The following is a 16,680-nucleotide window of genomic DNA, read 5'->3' as shown; positions in this document are numbered from 1 at the left end:
ACGCGCCGACTGGGCTGTCCGACAGCGCGGGTGTCAGGGGCCGGAGAGCGCGTCCAGCAGGTCGTGGAGCAGGGCATCGGCTATCGGCGTGCGATGGGCGAGCTTGTTGCGTGCCAGCCGGAGCGTGCGCAGCCGGCCGAACTGGTCGTCGGTCAGGGTGATGTCCCGGTGCACCGCCGCGTCGTAGAGCTCACCGAGTTCCATGGACGCCGGATCCGCCGACGATCCGTTGGCGTCGCGCAGGGACCGCCGGACGTAGGTGTCGACGAGCCGGGTGACACCGCGTACCGCTATGCGCGGAAGCAGCTCGACGAAGCCGACGCGGGCGTCGTCGATGAGGGGCAGCAGGACGCGGTTCTGGGCCTGCCAGACCAGCTTGTCGAGCTCCGTGCCACCGGATCCGCCCGCACCGGAGCGGGGGCTGTGCCGGATCTGCCCCTCCCAGCTGTCGACCAGCCCGGCCGACCACGCCTCGCGCAGGCCGTTCTCGGGGAGCGGCGCGTACGCCGCTCCGGGCGTGCTCCGGCCCTGGGAGCCCGGCCCGACGGTGCCATCCCCGGGGCAGCACTCGCCCAGGGCGGAAGCCAGCTCCCCGGTCCTGCCGCTCCAGACCCTGGCCAGCTCCACCGCCAGTCCCAGATCGGGCCCGGCCGTCTGGACCACGGTCTCGCGGCGCAGGGCGTGCCGGATGAGCTTGGTCGGCGTCATGCGGTCGTGGGCCTGCCCGGAGCCCGCGTGCGGAATCGCCTCGGCGACCACGGTGGCGGTGTCGAGGTGGTTCCACACCCCCCACCACCAGTGCGCTCTGGACACCGTTCCGTCGAGGAGCACCGTGGTGTCCGGCTCCAGGTCCTGGAGCCGGGAGGCCACCAGCAGCCGCGGACGATCGCTCGGCCTGAGGCCGGCCTCCTTCACGGCGGCCTGGAACCGGCGCAGCAGCCGGGAGACCCCGTGCGGGTCCGCCTCGGTCCAGGCCCGGACGACGAGCACGGGCGCCCGGCCGTCCGCGTCGCCGACCAGCTCGGTGACCAGGTCCCCGTCCAGGCCGAGGCTGCGGGCCAGGCGCGCGGCGACGTCGGTGCCCGGGCCGTCCGGACCGTCCGGGAACCGGGAGTCGACGGCCGGGGGCGGCAGGCCCTCGGACGCCCGGAGACCCCCACCGCCGAAGATCCCGAACGGGTCCCAGTCCCCGAAGCCGTCGTCGACGTCGAACGTGTCCTCGGGGTGCTCCCCGGTGTGGTGGGCGGCCGACCCACCCCCGCCGCCGGGCGGCTCCCAGGGCACCCGCGGCTCCGGCGGGGCCGCGGCCGGGCGCGGCCCCGTCTCCTTGCCGGGAACGTCCACGACGTCGTCCAGGCCGTGGACCACCTCCTCCACGGCCCGGTCCGCGCGCTCCGACTCCACCTCGGCGTCCGGGAACAGCCAGACGCAGGTCAGCCCGGCGCGCAGGTCGGCGAGCACCCCGGCGCAGTGGCGCCGCGCGCCCGGCAGGTACCGGACCGCCTCCGGGGACAGCCCGCCGACCGGATCGACGAGCTCGGTCACACCGGCCCGCCCTGCGCGCCCGCCACGGCCTTGAGCGCGCGGAAGGTGACGCTGTCGACGGTGAGGACCTCGCCGTCGTCGTCCAGGACCCCGAGCGCCTCCAGATCCGCCAGCAGCGCCTCGGCCTCGTCCAGGTCGTCGTCGAGCACCACCGCCAGGTCCTGCGGGACGGCGTGGGCCCTGCCCTGTCGGTGCTCCTCCGGGCTGAACATGTCGGCCCAGCCGGCCATCTGCTCGACCCGGCGGTCGGAGAGGCCGACCCGCCGCAGGTGGCTCCGGGCGAAATCGGGGTCGTCCGTCAGGGCCCGCGTCGCGTCGAAGAGCCGCTCCCGGGGAGCGCCCTGGAGGTACTGGGCGATGGCCCGCTCGACGAAGGCGGGCCAGCCGCCGGTCACCTCGATCAGGTTGCGGCGCTCCTCGACCGAGACGAACGGCTGCTCCGGCCAGGCCCGCAGGCTGGTCGCGTTCCAGCGCTGCGGCTGCGCCCGGGACACCTCCGGGAAGTCGGGGCCGAGCGCGGTCAACGGGTCGACGACGGCCAGCGCGCGCCGGCGCGGAATCTCCTTGCCCTCCTCCTCCGCCGCCGAGGCGTACTTGGCGAGCCGCTCGACGGCGGCCCGCACGTCCGCCGCGGGCACACCCCGCAGGTCGACGAAGATCAGGTGCGGCGAGCGCTCCCGGGCCCACCTGGTGACGGTCTGGGTCAGCTCCGCGGGTGCCGCGGACACGACCTGGCACTCCCTCCCGACGTGCTGCTCCGCCGCCTTGGCCAGGGAGTCGGCACCGAGCGCCGCCGAGGCCGTGATCACCGCGGCGCGCCGGGACAGCGCGTCATGCCACTGCTCGTCGGTCAGCGGGCTCATCCGCATGACCCGTCCGCTGTCGACGCCGATGGACCGGCGGGCGACGCGCGGGTTGTAGTCGTACTTCTGGGTGAACTCGCTGGTGCGCAGCTCCGCTTCGAGCTCGTCGCGGGTGCCGAGCATGTTGACGAGGTTCGGGCTGCGCATGACGAAGCTGTTGCTCCGGCCCGGGAGCGGGAGCACCAGCCCGAGGCCCTCCATCTCCACCAGGTCGGTGCGGACCTCGTCCACGCCGTTCTGCTCCGGGAACCCGTCCGGCCACACCCGGTGCGCCTCCTCCTGCAGCTCCTGGGGCGTGTAGCCGCGGGCGTAGCCGTCCGTGAGGGTGAGGCTGCGCAGGGCCAGGATCAGCGTCAGGACCCGGTACCGGTCCTCCAGGTCGATGGTCAGGCGGAGCCGGTCGCGGATCTTGTCCCGGATGCCTCCCTTCGCGACGACCTTCTGCACGTCGGCGTTGGTGATCCGGGGGCGCCCGCCCTCGGTGGAGAGGGCTCGGCCCTGCATCTCCTCGACCAGTCCCTCGCAGACGATCTGGACGAGGTTGGCCTGGTTGTTGGTCAGCGCCAGGATGCTCCAGACCAGATCGGGGTTCTCGAAGAACAGCCCGGCCGCGGCCAGCGGTTCGACGACCAGGTCGATCGCGGCCTTCGCGCGCAGCGGCCCGACCAGGACCGGCTCGCCGCCGTGACCGGTGATGGAGTTGGTGAGCCGGTTGTAGCGCTGCACCTGGTGCAGGCCCGCGAACACGATCTTGAAGCGGCGCTCGGTGTCGGCCATCAGCTTCATCAGGCCGGTGAGGGTCCGGAAGGTCGACTGCGCCCCCGCCGTCTCGACCGGCCGGGCGTCCGCGTTGAGGAACGCGTCCGCCTCGTCGGCGAGGAAGAGGATGCGGCGCTCCTCGCTCTCGTTCAGCCACTGCTGGATCTGGTCGCCGATGGCGGTGGCGCTGGCGTGCTCCGAGACGCTGCGGTCGAGCACCCCGGCGGCCTTCAACTGCTGGGCCAGCACGCTCCAGATCTCCTGCGGGAGCCGGCTGAGCCCGATCTCGGCGAACCGCAGGTCGGTGTAGACCGCGACCTGGTTGCCGCCGTGCCCCGCCCGGAAGCTCTCGGCCACCTGCCGGAGCAGCGAGGACTTGCCCAACTGCCGCCCGCCGTAGAGGAAGAGGCCGCCCTCACGGGCCATGATCGTGCGCTTCTCGTCGTCGCGGCCCTTGAACACCTCGGCGGCGACCTGGCCGGCCTGGAACGGCTCGTACGGTCGGTACGCGGCCCACGGCAGCGTCACCCGCTGCACCGCGCGGAAGGACCGGGCCTCACCGGCGGCGATCCAGCCGAACACGGCCGGGTCGACGACGATCGCCTGCTGCGGCTTCTGGTGGGAGGCCTGGGCGAGGCGCCGGCGCCCGCTGATGCCGAGCGGCTGCAGGTAGAGGATGATGTTGGCGCCGAGCGCGGACTCGGGCAGGTGGCGCAGCAGGGCGTCGGGGCCGAGCTCCTCGGTGCCGACGATGAGGACCCGGTAACTGCCCTTGGCCCGGGAGCCGATCCGGGACACGTAGCCCGGGACGTTGTCGCTTATCTCCGCGGTGACCGAGAGCGTCATCACCTGCCAGTCCTTGCGGTCCTGGTCGACCAGCCGGACCGGGGCCTTGACGCTCAGGCCGAGCATCCGCAGCACGCTGGGGACGTGCTTCTGGAAGGAGTTGCGGCGCTCGTTCAGCCGCCCGAGCGACTCCCAGGCCTCCAGGGCGCCGGTGACCGCGTCGGTCTCCGCCTGACCGGAGCGCCCGCGCGCGTAGTGGTCGAACCACCACCGCGCGTCGACTCCGGTGCTGCTGGCCCTGGGCGACTCCGGGTGGCGCACGCCCTCCAGGAAGGCCGCCAGCTCGGTGCCGGTCTCCGCGACCTGCTCCGGGATGCGGTCGCCCTTGCGGGCGAAGGAGAGCAGCTCCTCCGCGGTGGCGACGTCGCCGCGGTCGATCAGGGCGCTGATCCGGGCGAGGTCCGCCCCGTCGAGGTTCAGGTCGACCAGTTGCTCGCGCAGCTGGTCCGTCTTCTCCGACACCCGCTCGTCCAGCAGGGCGACGACGTCCCGCACCCGCTCCAGCAGATGACGGAACCGCAGGCTCCGGTCCGAGGTCTTGAGGTCGAGGAGCCGGGCCGCCAGATGGCTCTCCTGCTCGGGGGTGAGCAGGTTCTGCAGCCGGACGTGCGCGAAGAGGTCGTCGGCCTTGCGCAGGGCCGTCTCGGCCCTGAGCCGCCACTGGGCCTCGGCGTCACCGAGCCGGCGCCGCCACGCGTCCGGCTGGTTCACCTCGGGTGCGGGGAGGGCGCCCAGCCGACCCGCTCCCGCGAGGTCGAGGAGCCGCGCGGCGATGTGCAGGTCACCGCGGTCGAGGTGGGCGCCGAACGCCTTTCCGGGGTCGGCCGGCTTCAGGACCTCCAGCAGGGCGTCCAGGACGTCCGGTGCGGCGAGGTCCGGCGTGTCCTGGCCGTCGGCCGCCGCGGTCCAGGCCAGGCGCGGCAGGACCAGCAGCGCGTCGGTGCCGGGCAGACCGGGCAGGGCCCGTGAGGCGCCCCGGGAGACTCCGTCGCCGATCCAGTCGAGCAGCAGCCGGACCGCTTCGCCGCCGGGGCCCGGCAGCAGGGCCGACTTCCCCGCCGCCCGGAGCGCGACGAGCAGTTCGCTCCCGAGTCGCCGGTTGTCGCCGCGCGGCGGCATCTCGGCGACCTGCACCGCCTCGCGCAGCAGCGTCGTCACCTCCCCGATCCGTCCCCGCAGTTGGTCCAGGGCGGTGGCGATGATCTTGGTCTTCCGCTGGTTGGGCGAACTGACCCGGCGCGTCGTCTCCTTGATGATCCGATCGATCGCGTCGGCCTCCCCGTAGGTGCCCTCCAGGTCCTGACGAAGCTGCTCCGAGGTGGCGCCGCCCACCGACCACGCCACGATCAGGTTGAGGGTGTGCCCGAGCTCCGCGTCGTCCTTGAGCAGGGTCTGGAGCACCCGGGACGCGAGCTGGTACGCCGTCTTGCTGGTCCCCAGACGGGCCCTGAGGGCCTCCGCCCGATCGCGCAGGTCCGCCGGATCGACGGTGTCGTCCTGCCCGAGCCGGACCTCGTCGCCCGGCTGGACGGAGACCCCCCTGCGGATCTCCAGCGCCAGCGTCCGGAAGAGCTCGTTCCAGACCTCGGGCAGGCCGGGGAGCTGTGCGAAGTCGTTGACGATCGGCAGTGCCCAGCCGGCCTGCAGTCCGCTGCGCACCGCGGCGGCCAGGGCGATGAGGTAGCCGTCCCGGTCCTCGGCGGTCGGCAGCGCCTTGTCCTCGACGCCGACCTGCAGGGCTATCGCCGCCTGCTGCCCCGGGGCCAGCCCGAACGCCGACGTGGCGAAGGCCAGGGACTGGCACCGCTCCTGGCGCTCCCGGGCGGCCCGGGTCAGCCAGTACGCCTCGGCCAACCTGCCCTCGGCCACCATCTGCTCGACCGGGGAGGGACAGTCGCCGGTCCGGGTCCAGACGTCGGTGGTCGGTTCGACGGCCACCGGTGCCTCGACCACCTTGGCGGTCTTCGGCTCGGCCTCGGCCGACGCCTGCTTCGGGATGCCGATCGGGCGGACGACGCGCGGTTCCGCCAACGGCCTTGACGGACTCGGCAGTTGGTTGGTTCCAACGGTGGCGGCGGCGGTGGCCGTGGCGGCGGGCCTGGGGCGGCCGCCCTGCTCGTCCGCCGTCCGCGGAGCCGCGGCCGGGCCCACCGGCGTGAGGGTCGCACCGACCGGCGCCCGCTCGGGCCCGGTCGCGCTGCCGCCCGCCGCGGGCTCCGCCCGTACGGCTTCCGGGCCTTCCCGGTCCTCCTCGGGGACCGGCGTGTCGAGGGTGTCGGTGAACTGCCCGGGCCCGTCGAAGACGGCGTCCGACGCCTGTGCTTCGACCTCGACCGCGGCGGGGACCGCACCCGCATCTGCCGACGCGGGCGGTTCCCCGCCGGCGGCACCGCCGGTCACGGCCGGCTCGACGGACTCCTCCGGGCGGGTGGCGTCGGCCGGAGGGGTGGCGTCGGCCGGACGGGTCCCGAGCTGCGCTCCACCGAGCGACCGCAGCTCCTGGAGCCGGGCGTCGATGGCGTCGACCTCCACCTGCAGCGCGGTCCGCACACCCGGATAGGTCACCGCGCCCAGCATGGCGACGAGCCTCTCGCGCTCCACCAGGGCCGCCGCGATCTCCTCGCCGACCTTGGCCGAGCGGACGTCCGCCAGGATCCGGTCGAGGTCATCGTGGGTCTGCGCGACCGCCCACTGGACGTCGCCGCCGAGTCCCAGCGCCAACTCGGCGGTGGCGGCCCGCAGACCGAACCAGGCGTCCACGGCCGCGGACAGGTCGGCGTCCCGCCGCCCCACTCCTCTGCGGACGTCCACCGCCAGGCCCTCCAGCCGCTCGGCCAGCGCCTCGCCTTCCCCGCGTAGGCGCTGCGCAGCGGACTCAAGCTGCTCCGCCAGGTCGCCGGACACCACGTTCCCCCTGTCTGCGGCTTCGGGCCGCGTGCTGTGCGGGTCGCCGTACCGGGCCTCCTCCGAGGCCGCGCCGGGCGCGGTCGTCTCCGCCTTGCTCGCACGGCGGCCGCGTTTCGGCTCGGGCCAGTCCGCCGATGTCACAGCGGCCTCCCACAGGGTGTCCCAATGCTCCAGGACACGGCCGCGTTCGGGCGTGTCCTCATCGGACAGCGGATACCAGTGGAGGGCGAGGCAGGCGAGCGACGGCGGCAGGCTCGTCAACGCCGACCTCAGGCGCTCGGCGTCCGCGTCCCGTAAGCCCTGCTTCGCAAAGCCGTGTTGACGAGCCATCTTGTCGGCGACCCCGCGCCCGACGTCGGCTATGTGGAGGAGCAGATCCGCGGGGGCCTTGGCGACCCAGGAGCGCATACCCGCGGCACTCGCACGGACCTGTCCGGTCGGTTCACCCTTGTAACCGAAGGGTTGGCCGTGCACGACGGCGAGGAAGGCGAGCAGATGCTGAACGGCGTCCGGCGGCTGGCTGGAGAGCCAACGGCGGAGCTCGGGAGCTGGCGGCACGCCGCACATCCTCACACGGCCCCTGCCCCGCCCGCAGGGGAATCGGGCAGTACAGCGGTATCTCCCGGCTTTCAAACATCAGGATTGCCAGGCGGTCGCGCAGACGAAGGAGCTCATGCCCGGCCTGGCCCCCGCCACCGGCCGACGCACCACCCGCGTGGTCGGGCGGCATCGTCCCCCGCCCGCATCCCCGGGCCGACAGGAGCCCTGCCCGGGACACTGTGAAGCGTCACCGCAACTCCGCTGGAACCCCGTGACGTTACGGCGTCCTACCGTCGGGAGGTCCGTAGTTGGCGGTCAGGGCCGCCGCGAAGGCGTCCGGGATGCCATGGAGCCAAAAGGCCATCGAGACATACGACTCCAGTGCGCCCGACACCTCGAGGAAGGGCCCGAACCGCTCGCGCCATTCGTTCCGCGTGGCCGCATCCGGAAAACCCCGGAAAACCGCGACCTCGGGATCCCTCTCGCCCCAGCACCCCCACCGTCCGGAAGGGCCGGTCACCGCGATGACATTGGCGGAAACCGCGATCGACTCCGCGAAATCATCGTCCGACGTGAAGCCGATCCTCTCCCAGTAGTCGTCCATGCCCGCGTCGACGGACAGCGACACCGCCGGGTACGTCCCACACTCCGGAAGGTAGAACTCGTCGGCACCGGGCTTGAGAACCAGCAGGTCGATGCGGTCGTCGCCGTGCCACCGGGCCATCGCGCAGAGCGCCGGCCAGAACTCCCGGGTGAGGACCGCGTCGAACTCGCAGAACAGCGAATCCCCCGCGTTCTTCCGGAAAACCTGGCCGGGCAGTCTGGCGTCGAGGTCGAAGACGGACGCGCTGCGGGAGCGGACATCGAGGTAGGCGTCGCGATCGACCATGACCGAGTCTTCCGTTGCCGCCATTCGTCCCCCACCCTGATCCTGATATCCGCGTTCTTGGATTCCGCATTGTAGTAGTCGGCCGACGGAAATCAGGCTGCCCGCACCCCCAAGCCGACGCCGTCCCCGTCGGTTCCGGCCGCGAACGGCGCCCTCGCCGACCGCGTGAACCGCCGGGTCAGCGCTCGCGGCCGCGGGCCTTGAGGGGGACGGTGGGGAGTTCCGGGGCGGGGAGGCGGGCGCCGGCGTAGCCGTGGACCTCGCCGAAGCGGGTGCCGGTCATCCAGTCGGCGCGGGCCTGGGCGATGTCGTCGGTGGTGCGGCCGATGAAGTTCCACCACATGACGATCTTCTCGTCGAAGGGCTCGCCGCCGAGGAGGAGGACGGCGGCGTCGCCGTCGGCGCGGAGGGGGAGGTCGGGGCGGCCGCAGCCGAGGTAGAGCATGGAGCCGGGCTCGACCGGGACGCCGTCGACGTCGACGCGGCCGGACATGGCGAGGACGGCGTACTCGAAGTCGGGGACGAGCGGGAGGCGGAGGTCCGCGCCGCCGGTGAGGGCGAGGTCGGCGCCGACCAGCGGGGTGTGGGTGGTGCCGGGCGAGGTGGCGGTGTCGAGGGTGCCGAGGATGACGGTGGCGCGCAGGCCCGGGGCGGTGACCACGGGCAGGTCGGGGTGGTGCTCGAAGGTGGGGGCGAGGTGGAGGCCGGCCTCCGGGAGGGCGACCCAGAGCTGGGCGCCGTGCAGGTGGCGGGCGTGCGGGCGGGGGGACTCCTCGGAGTGGGAGATCGCCCGGCCGGAGGTCATCAGGCCCAGCTCGTACGGCCGGACGGTCTGGAGGCTGCCCAGGCTGTCGCGGTGCAGCACCTCGCCCTGGTGGAGCCAGCTGACCGTCTGGAGGCCCATGTGCGGGTGCGGCGGGACCTGCATGCCGGGCTCGTCGGCGATGTCGTCGGGGCCGTAGTGGTCCACGAAGCACCAGGCTCCGACCATCCGGCGGCCGAGGTTGGGCAGCAGGCGGCGGACCACCGTGCCTGCGCCGAGCGGGAACTGACGGGCCGTCAGCAGGTCCTTCGCCGGGCCGGTGCCGGCCTCGCGGCCGCAGCTGGTCGGGGCCGGCTTGAGGTCGAGGTTGCTCATCGCGGTTCCACCACCGTACGGAGAGGGGCCGGGCGGGGTCCTCGGCTCCTCGGAGGACACCGTCACCGATCATCCGCCACGGTGCGGGGTTCCTCCACCTGTGCCCGGCCATCCGGCGGCGCCGTCACCGGCGACGGGCCGCCGGACCCCGGGGCGCTCAGTGCCCGCAGGCCCACCAGGCGTCGGCCGCCGCCTTCTCGGCGAGCCCCCGCAGGTTGCGGACCGCCTCGGCCGGGTCCTCGGCCCCGTACACCGCCGAGCCGGCCACGAACACGTCCGCGCCGGCCTCCGAGCAGCGTTCGATCGTGCTGGCCGCGACGCCGCCGTCCACCTGGAGCCACAGCTCCAGGTCGTGCTTGGCGATCAGCTCCCGGGTGCGGCGGATCTTCGGCAGCATGATGTCCAGGAAGGCCTGGCCGCCGAAGCCGGGCTCGACGGTCATGATCAGCACCATGTCGAGCTCGGGCAGCAGGTCCTCGTACGGCTCGATCGGGGTGCCGGGCTTGAGCGCCATCGAGGCGCGGGCGCCCTTGGCGCGGATCTCGCGGGCGAGGCGGACGGGCGCGGCGGCGGCCTCGACGTGGAAGGTGACCGAGCCGGCGCCGGCCTCGACGTACTGCGGGGCCCAGCGGTCCGGGTCCTCGATCATCAGGTGGAGGTCGAGCGGGATGTCGGTGGCGCGGGCGAGCGACTCGACCACCGGGACGCCGAGGGTGAGGTTGGGCACGAAGTGGTTGTCCATGACGTCCACGTGCAGCCAGTCGGAACCCCGGACGGCCTCGGCCTCGTCGGCGAGCCGGGCGAAGTCCGCGGACAGGATGCTGGGGTTGATCTGGGCCATGACCGACTACCTTCGTACGAGGGCTTGCGAGGGCTCGGCGCCCCCGGAGCGGGCACCTCATCCCATCATCCCGTGCCGTGCCGCCGCCGACCGCACGGCGTCGCCTCCGCGTGACCGTCATCACACCCCCTCGGGGGTTACCGGGGCCTTCCCCGTGGTCATCAGCCCTTGTACGGTCCACGCACCTGCCAGGTGAACGGTCCACGCTCCTGCCGCGTGAACGGTCCACGCATCCGCCGCGGCTCCCGCCGGGCCGTCGTCCCGACCAGCCGAGCGCCCCGGCCCGCCCGGGGCTCCGTCCGAGGAAGGTCCCTCGATGACCGATCTCGTCCACCCCGCCCGCGCGTTGTGGTGGCTCTTCGAGCCGGTGCACGCCGTCACCTACTTCCTGCCCGAGGGCCGATCCGCCTTCGAGGAGGCCGGTCTGCACGGCCGCCTGCACGGCTACTTCGCCACCCGCGCGGCCCCGCTCGGCGCGGTGGACGCCCCGCCGGTCACCGCCGCGTTCTTCAACTTCGCTCCGGCGATGGTCGAGCGGGCCCTGCCGGAGGTGTGGAACCACGCGAGCCCGGAGGAGGCGCTGGCCGTTCGGCTGAAGGCCTCGGCGACGATCCTGGGCCGGCTGCTGGAGCACGTGGACAAGAACCAGGTGGAGCTGGTCGCCGAGACCCTGGAGCAGGCCGCCACCCGGCTGGACTGCGCCGGCCGGGTGCTGGCCGCCGCCAACGCCGCGCTCCCCCGCCCGAGCGGCCTCTACGAGCGGCTCTGGCAGGCCGCCACCGTGATGCGCGAGCACCGCGGCGACGGCCACGTGGCCGCCCTGGTGGCGGCCGGGCTGGACGGCTGCGAGGCGCTGGTGGTCCGCTGCGCGATGGACATGCGGCGCGAGATGATCCAGCCGCTGCGCGGGTGGACGGACGCCGAGTGGGAGGCGGCCGCCGAGCGCCTGGTCGAGCGCGGCTGGCTGACCGCCGAGGGGACGGTCACCGAGCTCGGCCGGATCCGCCACCAGACCCTGGAGGCCGCCACCGACCTGGCCGCCGCCCGGGTCTGGGACGACTACCCGCGCGCCGAACTCGACCGGCTGGCGGCGGCGTTGAAGCCGATCTCGGCGCTCTGTCGCAGCGAGCTGCCGATCAACCCGATGGGGCTGCCCGACAACCAGTGACGGCCGGCCCGCCCGGCCCGCCCGGTCCGCGACGTCGGGCCGAGGACGCCGCCACGGCCCGTCCGCGGCCTCAGGACGAGAGCGCCCCGGGCGGGCCGAGCACGATCGCCCGCCCGGCGTAGAACCGCCCGAACGACCGCCACGGCACGCGCGCGAAGGCCTGCGACTCCCCCGGGAACCCGGAGGGGTTGTGGACCAGCAGCGCCGTGTCCGTGGCGCCCACCGCCAGCACCAGGTGCCCGCCGCGCCGGACCGGCTCCGGCCCGTACGGCTCCCGGATCGACGGGTGCACCGAGACCATCACCAGCCGGCCGCCGACCACCTCGGCCGACACCTCCTCGGGCGTCAACTCCCGGGCCCGCGCGGCCAGTCCCCAGCGCCGCTCGACGTACCCGGCGAACGGCGCGTGGATCAGTCCGCGCAGGCCGTCGCCGTCCCGCAGGTACGCGCCGGCCGCCAGGCACTCCTCCGCGAGCGCCATCGCCGCCGGGTTCACGCCCCACCAGTGCGCCAGTGCCATCCTCAGGCAGGCCACCCCGCACAGCCGCCAGGACCACCACGCGTACTCCTCCGCGGTGGCCGCTCCGGACTGCCCCCAGCGCGGGTCGGCGGACGCGTCCAGCCGCCCGTCGACGATCTCCCGCACCAGCTCCGCCGACTCCCACTGCGCGCGGTACGGCACCTCGTGCACCACCCGTACCGGCCGCGCCGGCGCCTCCGGCCGCGCGTCGCCCCGATCCACCATCCCCCGACGCTCTCACGGCACGGCGGCCGGGCGGCTCACGACACTCCCTGCGCGGCCGTACTCAGGCGCCGGGCCCGGCCTCGGCCGGCTCCACCCCACCGGACTCCGGCTCCCGGTAGGCCAGCCGCTGGGACGCCCGCCGGCCGCGCGCCTCCAGCGGCAGCGAGCCGGTGGCACCGGCCAGGCCGAACGGCGGCATGTCGAAGTAGATCGCCTCGTACCCGCCCTGCGGCACGATGTACGTCTCGTGCCAGAGCCCGACGTGGCCGCGCGTCTTCCCCTGCCGCAGCTTGCGGTTGACGATGCCCCACACGGTGTGGTGGAAGCCGTCCGGCGCGCTCGCGTAGCCGTACAGCTTCTCCTTCGACTCCCAGTACTGGACGACGTAGTAGGTGCGCGGCGAGGCGGTCAGCAGGATGCGGCCGCGCAGGCCGCGCTCGGGGGCGCGGCCCAGCTCGTACAGCATCCGGAGCATCGAGAACATCACCGGGCCCCAGTGGTGCACGGCCCAGAAGCGGTTGATCCGCATGCCGATCAGCACCACCACGGTGTCGCCGGTGGCGGCGGCCGTGGTGTAGCCCGGCTGCGGCTTGGCGAACAAGGACATCTCTGCCTCCCGTGCCCGTGCCGATGTAATCGGTGATTACATCAGCGCGGAATGGCCCGGTCAAGGCTCGTCCGGCGCACAATTCGGTTACGGCGAAGGGTGGTTGGCGATCCCCTGGCCGAAGGTGTCCATCACCTGGCAGGCCAGCTCCTCCGCCGCCGCGGCCGGCAGGTAGCCGTCCAGGATCATCTGCGCCAGCCCGTACACCAGCGCCTGCCCGGCCAGCCCGACCAGCGCCGGATCCCCGGGGCGCAGCAGGCCCGCCTCCTGGTCCGCGACGATCAGGTCCGTGAACACCCGGTCGATGCCGTCCAGCCGCTCGCTCAGCTCCGGGTCCCGCGCGGCGGCGAACACCCGCGAGCGCACCAGCTCGAACCGCCGCGGATGGCGCAGCACGTACCGGACGACCCCCAGCCCGATCGCCCGCATCACCGACCTGCCGTCCGGCCCCGCGGCCGCCACCTGGGCCTCCTGCCAGCGTACGAAGTCCGCCAGCACCCGGTCCGCCAGCGCGGTCAACAGCGCCTGCCGGTCGGCGAAGTGACGGAACGGCGCCCCCGCCGACACCCCGGCCCGGCGCGCCACCTCCCGCACGCTGACCTTCTCCTGCCCCTGCTCGTCCAGCACCTCGAACGCCGCCGCCACCAACGCCTCCGGCAACGCCCCGTGGTGGTACGACCCCCGGCCCCCGCCCCGCTCCCGCTCCCTCATGCCTGCCTTGCTACCACAGCCGCGGCCCCCCCCCCCCCCGGCCCCCCCGCCCCCCCCCCCCCCGCGCCCCCCCCGCCCCGCCCCCCCCCCCGGGCCGGGGGGGCCGCGACGGAGGCACCGGCTGAGGCCCGGGCCGACGCCGGGGCGCGGGCGGGCTACCAGGCGTAGTCCTCCGGGGCGGGGCGGTGGCCCGGGAAGAGCTCGTCGAGGTGGTCGAGGGTCTTCTGGTCGAGCTTGAGGTCGAGCGCGCCGACGGCGGCGTCGAGGTGGGCCCGGGTGCGGGGGCCGATGATGGGGGCGGTGACGACGGGGCGGGAGAGGAGCCAGGCGAGGGCGAGGTCGGCGGGGTCGGCGCCGAGTTCGGCGGCGAGGTCCTCGTAGGCCTGGATGCGGTCGCGGTGCTTGGCGAGGAGTTCGCTCGCGAGGGCCATGCCGCTGCGGTCCCGGGTGCCCTCGCGCTCCTTGCGCAGGACGCCGCCGAGCAGGCCGCTGCGCAGCGGGGACCACGGGATCAGCCCGAGGCCGTAGTGCTGGAGGGCGGGGACGACCTCGAGTTCGACCGCCCGGTCGAGCAGGTTGTAGAGGGACTGCTCGCTGACCAGGCCGAGGAAGTGGCGGGCGCGGGCGGTCTCCTGGGCCTGGGCGATGTGCCAGCCGGCGAAGTTGCTGGAGCCCACGTAGACGATCTTGCCCTGGGCGACCAGGACCTCCATCGCCTGCCAGATCTCCTCCCAGGGCGTGGCCCGGTCGATGTGGTGCATCTGGTAGAGGTCGATGTGGTCGGTCTGGAGGCGGCGCAGGCTGGCCTCGACGGCCTTGCGGACGGCGACGGCGGAGAGCCTGCTCTCGTTGGGCCAGTCCCCCATGTCGCCGTAGACCTTGGTGGCGAGGACGGTGCGCTCGCGGCGGCCGCCGCCCTTGGCGAACCAGCGGCCGATGATCTCCTCGGTACGCCCGCGCAGCCGGCCCTCGCGGTCGCGGCCGTACGTGTTGGCGGTGTCGAAGAAGTTGATGCCGTGCTCGTGGGCGGCGTCCATGAGGCGGTGGGCCTCGGCCTCCTCGGTGTGGGGGCCGAAGTTCATGGTGCCGAGGCAGAGGCGGGAGACGGTCAGGCCGGTGCGGCCGAGGTGGGTGTACTCCATGGCGCCCCACCCAAGACCACACCGGCCCCGCTGTCCAGCACATTTGGGGGGCGTGCCGCAAGCTGGCGGATCACCGCCCGTGGGTGGCGAACTTCCGTACGGCGAGCGGCATGCAGCCCGCGAGCAGCACGGCGCTCCAGAGCAGCGCGGCGAGCACGGCGTGCTGCGTCGGCCAGGCGGACCCGGCCGCCGAGGGGTTGCCGAACAGCTCCCGGCAGGCCTGGACGACGGAGCTGACCGGGTTCCAGTCGGCGAGGAACCGCAGCCAGCCGGGCATGCCGCCGGTCGGCACGTAGGCGTTGGTGACCATCGCCAACGGGATCACCGCGGCGGACAGCTGGCCGGCCGCCTCCTCCTTGCCGATGGTCAGGCCGAGCACGGTGCCGACCCAGGTCATCACGAAGCGGAAGAGCAGCAGCAGCGCGAACGCCCCTGCCGCGTCGGCGAGTCCGTGCCGGACGCGCCAGCCCGTGGCGAGCCCGACCAGCGCCAGCAGCGCCAGGACGACGACGCTGACCAGCAGGTCGGCGAGGGCCTGTCCGAGCAGCAGTCCGGTGCGGGAGACGGGCATGGAGCGCAGCCGGTCGGTGACCCCGCGCCCGACGTCGCGGGCGGCGCCGACCATGGTGGGCATGACGCCGTTGGTGGCCACCATGGCGAACAGGCCGGGCATCAGGAACTCCCGGTAGCCGCCGCCCCCGGGGACCTGCATGGCGCTGCCGAAGACGTACCCGAAGACCACCACCATCACCACCGGCACGCCCAGCGAAGCGGCCAACAGGCCGGGCGAGTGGCGGTAGTTGAGCAGGACGCGGAGCATCGAGGTCCAGGTGCCGGAGGCGAGCCGCCGGGCGGTGGACGGGCGCGGGACGGCGGACGGGCGCGGGGGCGCGAGTGCGGAGGCGGTCATCAGGCGGCCCTCCCGGCGTCCGCGGACTCCTGGGTGAGCGCGAGGAACACGTCGTCCAGCGAGGGCGCCCGCACCGCGACGTCCTCGGCGACGACCCCCGCACCGTCCAACTCCCGTACCAGCGAGGGCAGCAGGACGGACACGCCGGGCGTCGTCAGCACCGTGACGGTCCGCTCGGCGACGTCCACCCGCGCGTCGCCGCCGGTCATCGAGGACAGCACCACGGCGGTGGCGGCGAGCTGCCCGGGGTCGGCCAGGGTGACGGAGACCTGGCTGCCGATCGCGGCCTTGAGCCGGTCCGGCGGGCCGGTGGCGATGGCGGCGCCGTGGTCGATCACCACGATGTCGTCGGCGAGCCGGTCGGCCTCCTCCAGGTACTGGGTGGTGAGCAGCACGGTGGTGCCGGCGTCCGCCAGCTCCTTGACGGTGTCCCAGATCGCCTGCCGGCTGCGCGGGTCGAGCCCGGTGGTGGGCTCGTCCAGGAAGAGCACCGGCGGGCTGGTGACCAGGCTGGCGATGAGGTCGAGGCGCCGGCGCATGCCGCCGGAGTAGGTGCGCACGAGCCGGTCGGCGGCCTCGGTGAGGCCGAAGCGGGTGAGCAGTTCGTCGGCGCGCTCCCGGGCCCGGCGGGCGCCGAGGTGGTGCAGCCGGCCGAACAGCCGGAGGTTGTCGCGGCCGGTGACGCCCTCGTCGACGGCGGCGTGCTGCCCGGCGAGGCCGATGGCGCGCCGGACGTCCTCGGCGGCGCGGACGACGTCGTGTCCGGCGACCCGGGCGGTGCCGCGGTCGGGGGCGACCAGGGTGGCGAGGACGCGGACGGCGGTGGTCTTGCCGGCGCCGTTGGGGCCGAGCAGGCCGCAGACGGTGCCGGCCGGGACGGTGAGGTCGAGGCCGCGCAGGGCCTCGGTGGCGCCGAAGCGTTTCCGCACGCCCGTCATCTCGATGGCGGGCGCCGCGCCGGCGGCGGGTCGGGCGGTGTCGGACATGGCTCTGCCCTTCTCTAGGTACAGCGTACGTAGAAGCGCGCTTGGGCGTCATCGTACTACGTACGCCGTACGTATCTAAGATG

12 protein-coding genes are annotated in these 16,680 nt (G+C 73.9%); 1 reads left to right on the top strand and 11 read right to left on the bottom strand.

All coding sequences use genetic code 11. The features are described from left to right. Positions 1-33 precede the first annotated feature (33 nt). From ACFY4B_RS07605 to rpe, 5 genes are all read right to left on the bottom strand, one after another. On the bottom strand, positions 34-1,545 hold the full coding sequence (locus tag ACFY4B_RS07605) for a hypothetical protein (protein ID WP_387966802.1): 1,512 nt from the start codon (positions 1,543-1,545) through the stop codon (positions 34-36). Next, positions 1,542-7,478 (bottom strand): hypothetical protein, encoded by a 5,937-nt coding sequence (locus ACFY4B_RS07600; protein WP_387966801.1) that lies wholly within the window; start codon positions 7,476-7,478, stop codon positions 1,542-1,544. Before ACFY4B_RS07600 ends, ACFY4B_RS07605 begins: the two co-directional genes overlap by 4 nt. A 259-nt stretch (positions 7,479-7,737) precedes the next feature. Then, positions 7,738-8,349 carry a hypothetical protein gene (locus ACFY4B_RS07595; protein WP_049649300.1) on the bottom strand — a complete coding sequence of 204 codons (612 nt, stop codon included), beginning with the start codon at positions 8,347-8,349 and terminating at the stop codon, positions 7,738-7,740. Positions 8,350-8,527: 178 nt separating this feature from the next. Next, positions 8,528-9,487, bottom strand: coding sequence for a pirin family protein (locus ACFY4B_RS07590; RefSeq protein ID WP_387966799.1), 960 nt, complete (start codon positions 9,485-9,487; stop codon positions 8,528-8,530). A gap of 157 nt (positions 9,488-9,644) precedes the next feature. Further along, a complete protein-coding gene (gene rpe, locus ACFY4B_RS07585; RefSeq protein ID WP_049649291.1) occupies positions 9,645-10,328 on the bottom strand; it encodes a ribulose-phosphate 3-epimerase in 684 nt (227 codons plus the stop codon). A 316-nt stretch (positions 10,329-10,644) separates the two neighbouring features. On the opposite strand from rpe, the gene ACFY4B_RS07580 reads away from it, so the two are divergent. Continuing rightward, entirely contained in the window at positions 10,645-11,496 is an 852-nt protein-coding gene (locus ACFY4B_RS07580) for a hypothetical protein (RefSeq protein WP_049649292.1), read from the top strand. Positions 11,497-11,566: 70 nt separating this feature from the next. On the opposite strand, the gene ACFY4B_RS07575 is transcribed toward ACFY4B_RS07580, so the two are convergent. From ACFY4B_RS07575 to ACFY4B_RS07550, 6 genes are all read right to left on the bottom strand, one after another. After that, a complete protein-coding gene (locus ACFY4B_RS07575) occupies positions 11,567-12,241 on the bottom strand; it encodes a C39 family peptidase (RefSeq protein ID WP_387823041.1) in 675 nt (224 codons plus the stop codon). 61 nt (positions 12,242-12,302) lie between these two features. Then, on the bottom strand, positions 12,303-12,848 hold the full coding sequence (locus ACFY4B_RS07570; protein ID WP_387966798.1) for a DUF4188 domain-containing protein: 546 nt from the start codon (positions 12,846-12,848) through the stop codon (positions 12,303-12,305). Positions 12,849-12,935: 87 nt separating this feature from the next. Next, complete coding sequence (locus ACFY4B_RS07565) at positions 12,936-13,559, bottom strand: TetR/AcrR family transcriptional regulator (RefSeq protein ID WP_387966797.1); 624 nt, start codon at positions 13,557-13,559, stop codon at positions 12,936-12,938. A gap of 155 nt (positions 13,560-13,714) precedes the next feature. Further along, positions 13,715-14,701 (bottom strand): aldo/keto reductase, encoded by a 987-nt coding sequence (locus ACFY4B_RS07560; RefSeq protein ID WP_049649295.1) that lies wholly within the window; start codon positions 14,699-14,701, stop codon positions 13,715-13,717. A gap of 70 nt (positions 14,702-14,771) precedes the next feature. Further along, on the bottom strand, positions 14,772-15,611 hold the full coding sequence (locus ACFY4B_RS07555) for an ABC transporter permease (RefSeq protein WP_387966796.1): 840 nt from the start codon (positions 15,609-15,611) through the stop codon (positions 14,772-14,774). Beyond that, the gene (locus ACFY4B_RS07550) at positions 15,611-16,597 is read right to left on the bottom strand and encodes an ATP-binding cassette domain-containing protein (RefSeq protein ID WP_259316506.1); all 987 of its coding nucleotides are present in this window, start codon (positions 16,595-16,597) and stop codon (positions 15,611-15,613) included. The genes ACFY4B_RS07555 and ACFY4B_RS07550 overlap by 1 nt, the downstream gene beginning before the upstream one ends. Positions 16,598-16,680 lie beyond the last annotated feature (83 nt).

It is taken from the genome of Kitasatospora sp. NPDC001261, assembly GCF_042896795.1.
Classification (GTDB): domain Bacteria; phylum Actinomycetota; class Actinomycetes; order Streptomycetales; family Streptomycetaceae; genus Kitasatospora.
The sequence above is the reverse complement of the archived record's forward strand: the minus strand, read 5'-3'. Positions and strand labels throughout refer to the sequence as shown.

What these genes read in the sequence shown, in the direction of transcription:
- ACFY4B_RS07595 (WP_049649300.1), bottom strand. Translation starts at nt 8,349, where the DNA reads ATGGTCGATCGCGACGCCTACCTCGATGTCCGCTCCCGCAGCGCGTCC.
- ACFY4B_RS07590 (WP_387966799.1), bottom strand. Translation starts at nt 9,487, where the DNA reads ATGAGCAACCTCGACCTCAAGCCGGCCCCGACCAGCTGCGGCCGCGAG.
- rpe (WP_049649291.1), bottom strand. Translation starts at nt 10,328, where the DNA reads ATGGCCCAGATCAACCCCAGCATCCTGTCCGCGGACTTCGCCCGGCTC.
- ACFY4B_RS07580 (WP_049649292.1), top strand. Translation starts at nt 10,645, where the DNA reads ATGACCGATCTCGTCCACCCCGCCCGCGCGTTGTGGTGGCTCTTCGAG.
- ACFY4B_RS07575 (WP_387823041.1), bottom strand. Translation starts at nt 12,241, where the DNA reads ATGGTGGATCGGGGCGACGCGCGGCCGGAGGCGCCGGCGCGGCCGGTA.
- ACFY4B_RS07570 (WP_387966798.1), bottom strand. Translation starts at nt 12,848, where the DNA reads ATGTCCTTGTTCGCCAAGCCGCAGCCGGGCTACACCACGGCCGCCGCC.
- ACFY4B_RS07565 (WP_387966797.1), bottom strand. Translation starts at nt 13,559, where the DNA reads ATGAGGGAGCGGGAGCGGGGCGGGGGCCGGGGGTCGTACCACCACGGG.
- ACFY4B_RS07560 (WP_049649295.1), bottom strand. Translation starts at nt 14,701, where the DNA reads ATGGAGTACACCCACCTCGGCCGCACCGGCCTGACCGTCTCCCGCCTC.
- ACFY4B_RS07555 (WP_387966796.1), bottom strand. Translation starts at nt 15,611, where the DNA reads ATGACCGCCTCCGCACTCGCGCCCCCGCGCCCGTCCGCCGTCCCGCGC.
- ACFY4B_RS07550 (WP_259316506.1), bottom strand. Translation starts at nt 16,597, where the DNA reads ATGTCCGACACCGCCCGACCCGCCGCCGGCGCGGCGCCCGCCATCGAG.